This is a genomic window from Siphonobacter sp. (assembly GCF_048595215.1).
Taxonomy (GTDB): domain Bacteria; phylum Bacteroidota; class Bacteroidia; order Cytophagales; family Spirosomataceae; genus Siphonobacter.
The window spans coordinates 1-8624 of record NZ_JBMDWJ010000353.1 but is presented as its reverse complement, the minus strand read 5'-3'; the positions used below and the strand labels follow the sequence as shown (position 1 = coordinate 8624).

Annotated in this window: 5 protein-coding genes and 1 pseudogene; 2 read left to right on the top strand and 4 right to left on the bottom strand. The window is 45.5% G+C overall.

Features of this window, described 5'->3' with window-relative positions:
- Window positions 1-26: 26 nt before the first annotated feature.
- The 4 genes from ACOJTG_RS22005 to ACOJTG_RS21990 all read right to left on the bottom strand — a co-directional run bounded on the left by ACOJTG_RS22005 (window position 27) and on the right by ACOJTG_RS21990 (window position 6616).
- Entirely contained in the window at window positions 27-929 is a 903-nt protein-coding gene (locus tag ACOJTG_RS22005; RefSeq protein WP_094812750.1) for a replication initiation protein, read from the bottom strand.
- 1369 nt (window positions 930-2298) lie between these two features.
- A complete protein-coding gene (locus ACOJTG_RS22000; RefSeq protein ID WP_420155774.1) occupies window positions 2299-4416 on the bottom strand; it encodes a PQQ-binding-like beta-propeller repeat protein in 2118 nt (705 codons plus the stop codon).
- Window positions 4417-4496: 80 nt separating this feature from the next.
- Complete coding sequence (locus ACOJTG_RS21995) at window positions 4497-5924, bottom strand: sensor histidine kinase (protein WP_420155773.1); 1428 nt, start codon at window positions 5922-5924, stop codon at window positions 4497-4499.
- Between the two features lie 2 nt (window positions 5925-5926).
- Window positions 5927-6616, bottom strand: a complete 690-nt coding sequence (locus ACOJTG_RS21990) for a response regulator (protein WP_420155772.1) — start codon at window positions 6614-6616, stop codon at window positions 5927-5929.
- A gap of 426 nt (window positions 6617-7042) precedes the next feature.
- On the opposite strand from ACOJTG_RS21990, the gene ACOJTG_RS21985 reads away from it, so the two are divergent.
- Window positions 7043-8335, top strand: a complete 1293-nt coding sequence (locus ACOJTG_RS21985) for a TolC family protein (protein WP_420155771.1) — start codon at window positions 7043-7045, stop codon at window positions 8333-8335.
- Window positions 8336-8342: 7 nt separating this feature from the next.
- Window positions 8343-8624: pseudogene (locus ACOJTG_RS21980) on the top strand (efflux RND transporter periplasmic adaptor subunit); the annotation flags it as partial.

The following is an 8624-nucleotide window of genomic DNA, read 5'->3' as shown; positions in this document are numbered from 1 at the left end:
GGGGAGGGGAGGGGCTGTAGGGTTCACTACAGCCCAAATGATTTGGCGGTATAGCTACCTACGTTTTTGATTTCGTTGTTAGCCATCCGTACCTCGATGTCGTAAAGGATTTTATTAATCTTCTCGATCGGGAAGGACTCGATGACTTCCTCCGCCTGGTCCTGTCGCAACTTGAAACGGTTCACCAGACGATCCATCAAAGGACTAAAATCAATGACATTGGGCGTAATGTAGGAAACCTCAAACTCTACCTGTTCCACGGGTTTACGACCCCGACCGGGACGATCCCCCAGAATAGGCGTGAACGTAAAGGTCAGGTCCGTATGGCCATTGATTTCGCGACTGGCTACTTCCAGTACATCCCGTTGAAATTGCGTCCACACGGGGTATTTATCCTTGCCCGTCTTGGTATCCATCACACCTAGCATGAGCTTTAGGTCTACGAGCTTACGACGAAAGGTCTTGTTTTTCATGTTTTTGTACATGCACAACAACTCGTAAATCCGCTTGGCGTAAATGGACTGCAAACTTATCGCGGCCTGTAACTGAATTTTCGTGAAGCGTTCCTTCAAATCAACGTAGAAAGGGCGAATTTCCTGGGACAAGGCAATTTCGATAATGCCCGTCCCTTTTTTGTACTTCGCCGAAGCGGCAAAGGTCGTCTGAAGGAAATCCCCGTTGGGCAAATACCCCTGTACGAGTCGGGTGACGATGCGGGCCGTTGCATTTTTATAGGCTTCAAATTTAATCTCTTCACTGCCCATAATTTTTGCAATTTCCTTGATGGAAACTTGATAGACTTTCATGGGTGAATCATCGGGACGCACCTGAGCAATAACCATGTAGAGGATATTTCGCTCCGTTTCCGTCATCTCGTAACGGGCCTGGGTAAGGAAGTTGTCCTGATAAATTTCTATCTGTGCATTCATGGGTTAAGAGATGGGCTATGGATGAACAAATAACGTACAAAAAAGAATATAATGTACCTAGTTTGGACAAATACATTTTATTACCAACCAAACTACATTTTTATAGGTCAGGTTGACCGACCAAACCCCATTTTTTAAATGACAAATACCGACCAAAGTCCATGTTTTTACCGACCAAACTACATTTTTTAAAAGTTATCCACAGGATAAACCACTAAAAATCAAACAATTACAACGCTCGTTTTTCCCTTCAAGAGATTATCAAGAGATATTGAAAAACACAAACTCTTGATAAATGAAAAAAGGGCCTCCGCTTCGTACCAATTAAAATCAAAAAAAGGCTTTTTATAAAAATCAAAAAATCAAAAAGCGTGGCAAAGAAAATAAGGGAGTCAGGCCGTGAACTATATTTTTAGTTTATTGCCTGACCTAGAAAGCGAACTTAAGTCAACCAAGCTCAGCACCGACAGCTCTCAAATACAGCCTCTCTCAGCCATCTTCTAGGTAAAGTATTCACCCTGACACCGATTAACCACTTTGAAGGCCTCACAGAGGCTTTTATTAGAAGCGATTCTTAAAGTCTTACTTCGATAGACCGACCAAACTACATTTTTTAATTCCGATCCCCGGTCAGCAAGATTACAAGACTCGAGAGTACTACCCTAACTCCATCTTTCAGATGCACACCGACCAAACTACATTTTATTAAAACCCTTTCGCCTCAAAACGACTAGTCGCGATGGGTGTAAAATCGTTGTGCATAGGTAACTATTTGATTATCAGGCATAGTTGTGAACTATCAGATTCTTTTTTGAGCCCAAAAAATATACCGACCAAACTACATTTTATTAAGCGGTTTGCTTAAAAATCAATAATATAAACTGCTGGTTTTCAAATAGTTACAAGCTACTTTTTCAAGTAAAGTACAGGACGACCAAACTACATTTTATTAAGTAAATCAGGATTAGGTTCAGACTGATGTAAGAGCAGTAATGACCGACCAAACCACATTTTATTTAGTATAGGTCTATTGTATATCAGCTATTTAGCTTCAGTCGTAACATTGCTTTTATATAACCGACCAAACTACATTTTATTAAAATGGCGTGAAAGGAAAATCAGTCTATTAACCTGATTACAAGTCAGTTACAAACCATACGTTAAAGCGGCTATTCATCAATAGGTCAAAATACCGACTGCATTCCGTATACTATTCGAACGCAAATGAGAGGTTCTATGGCCAGTTTTCGTATTGGAAAGAGGGTAATTAAGAAACGTCTAAAACTAAAATTAGCGGTATAGCAAACGTTCTTTAAAACGTCTATTACACCGCTAATTTTAACGTTAAAATTAGTGCTTAAAAATGCTATTATAAACTGAAAGCGAGGTAGTAACCCCCTGGTTTATGTCCATTTTTAACACCACCCACGGCTAATACAATATATTGTTTCCCCTTCATCTGATACGTCATGGGTGTAGCGAAACCACCCGCAGGCAGTTGGTATTCCCACACTACTTTACCCGTTTTTTTGTCGAAAGCCCGGAAGCGTTCATCCTTTGTAGCAGCAATGAATACCAAACCTCCAGCCGTAACCAAGGGACCTCCGTAACTCTCCGTTCCCGTAACAGGTAGTCCTTTCTTTGTCAATTCCGGAAACTCACCCAGTGGAACCTTCCAAAGGTATTCTCCCGTATTGAGATCAATTGCATTCAGGGTTCCCCAGGGTGGCGTAATAGCCGGATAGCCATCGGGATCGAGAAAGCGTTTCCAACCCGTATTCACGTAAGGTGGAGGGGGCGGTGTATCGGCGGTAGTTACCGCGGGCTTTGAATCATGGGGATCAGGCGGAATGGGCTTATTAATTCCCAAAAGAAAATTGACAATGGCCAGACGCGTTTTCTCCGGTACATGCTGAAAAGAAGGCATACGGCCGCGTCCCGTCTGCAAAATTTGCATCACCTGTTGAGGCGAATACTTGGCTTTTATATTCCGTAGGTCAGGATATTCGACCCCATTGCCTTTTCGTTCGGAGCCGTGGCAAATCGAGCAATGATCGAGGTACAGTGTTTCACCCGAGAGCGGCTGTGATTTCTGACGTTTAAATTCTTCCATTTGCACGTCCCAAACCATCTCATTGGCATTTTGATAGAGAATACCCTGCTCGTCAACGGCACTGCCGCCCCATTCGGCTCCACCTCCCAATCCAAAAACCAGCGTTCCTTCCTTACTAGGCGGAATGAATTTATTTCCGGAACGCGTTTGCTGAAAACGCTTCAGTACAAAGGCATGAGCCTCGGGGGTACGCGTCGTGATATCCGCTTCCGTTAAAAACTGTCGCGTGAGCGGAGCCGGTTTCAACGGGTATTTTTGCGTAGGCCAGGGCTTTTCACCGGGGAGAGCCTCCGTTGGTACGGGACGTTCTTCAATTGGAAACAGGGATTCTCCGGTGTCTCTGTTTAATACGTATACCAGGCCATCTTTCGTCGCCTGTACTACTACTTCTACTTTTTTTCCCTGATGCACTACGGTGGTTAGCGTTGGTGGACAGGGGATGTCGCGATCCCATAAATCGTGATGGATGGTCTGGAAATGCCAGATTCGTTTGCCTGTCTCCGCGTCTAGAGCCAGAATACAGTCAGAAAAAAGGTTGGTACCTTCCCGAGCACCGCCGTAAAAATCACTGGAGGGAGAGCCCGTACCGAGATACACGACCCCACGTTTTTCGTCCAGTACCATACCTCCCCAATTATTAGCGGCCCCACTTTTTTTCCAGGCATCTTTAGGCCAGGTATCGTAGCCGTATTCACCCGGGTGAGGAATGGTATGAAAAACCCATTTGAGTTTGCCCGTACGGACATCGAAACCACGTACGTAACCAAGAGCGGCATCCGTACCTTCACCTACCCGCGAACCCATCACCAGCGTTTCTTTATAAATGACGCCTGGACTGGTGGCATCAACCGGTAACGCGTTTACGTCCCGGTCCAGGCCATCCCCAACTCCTTCGTGTAAATCAATGGAACCCTTTTCACCGAATTCAGATACCAGCGTACCTTTTTCTGCATCCAGAGCAAACAAACGGGAGCCCGCCGAATAGTAAATCCGTTTTCCTTCCGGCCAGTACATCAAACCCCGGATGGGATGGAATGTAGGTATCTGATTTTCGAAAGGATCAAACTTCCAGAGTTCTTCCCCCGTATCGGCTTTCAAAGCGAAGAGCTTCAGGAGTGGCGTCGTTCCGTACAGGATTCCATTGATCATTAAGGGCTGACACTGAATCTCAAACGGATTTTCACCCTGAACCGCTTTGTAACTCCAGGCTACTTTGAGTTTTGAGACGTTACTGCGATTAATCTGATCGAGTTTAGAGTAACGGTTACCGGCGTAATTGCCTCCGTACGTGGGCCAATCTTCCGAGGGTTTATCGGGACTGGTACAACTCCAGCCCAACAGAGCGAAGGCTCCGATCAATGCAAGGTATTTCATAACGTAGGTGGCGATGCCTATACGCTATAAGGCGAGTGGATGCCGGATTGTTTAGAAATGATAAGGACTAAACTAGTAACCTAGCTTTCTTCTATTTCTTCGTTGAGGCCGGGTAAAGAGGGCAAGTCCACGCGAAAACGGGTACCTTGATCCAGTTGAGAATTTACCGTAATCCGGCCTCCGTGTAGTTTAATGATCTTCTCGGTCAGGGATAAACCAATGCCGTTTCCCTTGATTGCATGGGAATTAGTAGCCCGGTAAAAGGGCTGAAAAATATAGTCAAGCTCTGATTCGGCAATGCCAATACCCTGATCTTCGAAGAATACTTCGACGTAGTCCGAATGAGGCTTCACGGTAATTTGCGTATGATGATCGGACGAAAACTTACAGCCATTTTCAATCAGATTCATAAAGGCCATTTGTAAAAGCGATTCTTCACCCCTTATGGCAATAGCGGGTAAAGATTCATCTTCGTCCTGAGCATCCGTCGCAAAACTGATGCGGTAATTAGGGTATTTATGTAGTACGGAAGCTACTGCTTCGTAGATCACTTCGTCGAGCTGTACGGTTGCCCAGGTTACCTGAATTTCCTTGACGTCAAACTGAGCCAGTTCGAGCAATCCGTTTGATAACGCATTCAGACGATTAATATCTTCCAGAAGCGATTTCAATAAATTCTGGTACTCTTCACTCGAACGGGGTTTAATTAAGGAAACTTCAATCTGGTTGGTAATCAGGGTCAAAGGGGTCCGTAACTCATGCGATGCGTTAGAAACAAAACTCCGTTGCATTTCAAAACTGGAAATCCGGTCGAGCATCTGATTAAACGATACCGCCAATCGACTCAGCTCATCGTCCGCGTCGGGCGGTACGGGTAGGCGTAGTTCCAGATTTGAAACTTTGATCTGCTCAATTTTTTCGATCATGTTCGAGATCGGTTTGATGGAGCGGCGGGCGAAAATCTGGCTCAGCACAATAACCACCAAAAAGGCAATTACTAGCGTAGCCACCGAAACGGTAATCATTTCGTGCATTTTCTGCTGTCCGTAATCGTCGATGGCGTACGAAACTACTTTGTACCGTTGCCCTTTGGAGTTATGCAGTAAAAGACCGTAACCCATGCGTTCACCATCGCTGATCGAAACTACCTTCTGACTAGTAATCTGTTGTAACAGCGGTTCGGTAATCGTAAAGGGAGGTTCCTGAATTTCCTTGTCATCCAGTTCGCCACTGTCGTACAGCAGTTGATTTTGCTCGTCGAAAATGGCTACGCGGCGGTTGGATAAAGAAGTATAGGTGCCTTCGTCAATCCATCGTAACAGCGAACGATCCAGCGACTCCCCCCGCGACATGAGGTGCGTCATCGTCACCCCGCGGTTTTTAACGATATTCAGAAAGTAATCCTGATTCGAGGTAGAGAAGTAGTAGTAAAAGTTTGCCAGAAACAGGAGTAGCACGGGCGAAACCACCACGACGAAGGTAAGAGACAGGCGGGTACGGAGGTGCATGTTTATTCGGCCATTTCTTTCATGATGTAACCAATCCCTTTGCGGGTATGGATGAGTTTGGTCGTGAAATCCTTATCAATTTTCTTTCGTAGCGTATTAATGTAGACATCAATCAGGTTGGTGCCCGTGTCAAAAGGAATATCCCAGACGTTTTCAGCAATTTCGTTTCGGGTCAGTACCGTTCCCTGATTTCTTAAAAAGTACTCCAACAGGGCAATTTCGCGGGGGGTGACGTTAACAGGGCGACCCGCCCGGCTTACCGTTTTTTCCCGAAGATCGAGTACCAGATCCGCAATGCTCAACTGACTATGAGCGGCAGAGGTACTGGAGTGCTGGGTACGCTTGCGGCTTACCTGAATGCGGGCCAGCAGTTCACTGAACTCGAAGGGTTTAACCAGATAGTCATCGGCACCGGCGTCGAAGCCCGTGAGTTTATTTTCAATCGTACCCAGGGCGGTCAGGATAATGATGGGAATATGGCTGTTTCGTTCGTGAATGTAGCGACACAGGTCATACCCATTGATGTCGGGCAAATTAATATCCAGTATGACCAGATTAATCTCTCCCAGTTCCAGAGCTTTCTTCGCTGAAGCTCCATCCAGAGCTACGGAGGCCTGAAAGCCGTATTCATCCAATCCGCGTTTGAGCGAGGTAGCGAGTTTTAACTCATCTTCTACAATTAATATCCGCATATAGAAGCCAATCGAGGTGGCGTATTAAAATCACTCAGGAAAAGTCAAGTTTACTACGTCAATCCTCACATTAAAATTTTTTAATCACCGACGAGCGGTTATTGGGTTTAAATTAAACACTTCTACTAATCTTTACTTATTTATTAAAGTGCTGAAAAACAGACGTATATAGGCCAAAGATACAATTTTCCTAAGCTTAAAAAAGAGAATAAGATCACCTTTAGCGAATTCTAATCCTGTCTTTAACTTCTCTTAATGTTGGCCTAATCTTAGGCATTTACATTTGTTAAAAGCATTTCACCAACGGCAATAAAAGGATGAATTTTACGGGTATATTCGGTGAACTACTCGGATCTATTACGTTTTCTTAACTACCCCATGTTAGTACGTCAGTCATTGATTTATCCAATAACCTTTCTCCTGGCTATGCTTGGTTTTCAGGCCAAGGCTCAACCGAAGGTTACGGAAGGAGTACCGCTGATAGCGGCCCCTACTGATACGCTTCAGCTGACTTTAACGCAGGCCGAAGAGCAGTTTACCCGGCAGAACTTAAACCTGATGATTGCTCAGTTGGGCATCAGCGAGTCACAAAAACAGGAAATCCAGTCGAAACTTCGGCCCAACCCTACCATATACGCCGAAATCATGCCTTACAATAATGGTACGGCTACCGCGGGTAAGGAACGGGCTATACTGCCATTTCGCCAAAGTAATTCCGAGCAGATTATACAGTTGCAACAGCTACTTCTGCTGGCTGGTAAACGGAACAAGCAACTAGCCATCGCTCAAACTAGTACTGAAATTGCTCGTGACCGTTTTCAGGATGTGATCCGGACCTTGCGGTACGACCTGCGGAGTACGTTTTACAGTCTCTACTTTAATCAACAGTCGATTAGTATTTACGACGAGGAAATCCAGACGCTTCAGCAGACGGTGACGCTGTATCAACAGCAGTACGAAAAAGGGAACGTTCCTCTGAAAGACCTAACCCGACTGAAAGCGTATCTGTTTAATCTGACGACGGAAAAACAGTCGCTCATCCTGCAACTGGCCAACGATCAGGCTGAACTGGCCGTATTGTTGAATATGAATCCGGCGACGGTGGTACGGCCTGAAGTAACGACACAGGAGCTTGAAGCCTACAATCCGACTTCGCTGACGCTGAATGATCTGTACAACCGGGCGGAAGAAAATCGGTACGATCTGAAAGCGTATACCGATCAGTCCAAATTGGAACAGCAGAATCTGATTTTACAGAAAGCATTGGCCAAACCTGATCTGACCGTGCAGGCGACCTTTGACCGCAACGGGGCTTTCGGTTCAAATTATATCGGGGTGGGCGTTGGATTACCCGTACCCATTTTCAACAAAAACCAAGGCAACATCGAAGCGGCAAAAATTCGTACGCAGGCCAGTCAACAGGGGATTGCCGCCTATCGATTGCAGGTGCAGAGCGAAGTACAGAAAGCGTATGTAAAAGTGCTTCAGACCAACCAGTTGTACCAGCAGTTTGATACTCGCTTTAACGAAGACTTTTCGCGTCTCATTGACGGCGTAACCACGAATTACCGCAAACAAAATATCGACGTAGTCGAGTTTCTGGACTTTTTCGATTCGTATAAAAATAGTCAGATTCAGTACCGTCAACTCCAGAACAACCGGATGCAAAGCCTCGAAGAGTTAGGCTACGCGGTCGGAACGAATGTATTCAGTCGATAAACTACTCATGAAAACGAATTCATTTCCCGCATTTAAATTTTGCCTGTACGGGGCTTTGTTACTGACACTGGGCATGACCGGTTGTCATTCCGACTCGGATAAGGACACACAAACGGCTGAAGCCACGCCCGTTGATTCAAACTTACTGGCCGGAGCTACCATCGATACCGCCCGGCTGAAACCCATTACCAACGAACTCCAGCTAACGGGTAAAGTCACCTTTAACCAGGACAAAGTAGTCAAGGTATTTTCGCTGGTGGGCGGCCGTATTGAAAATGTAAAAGCAGAT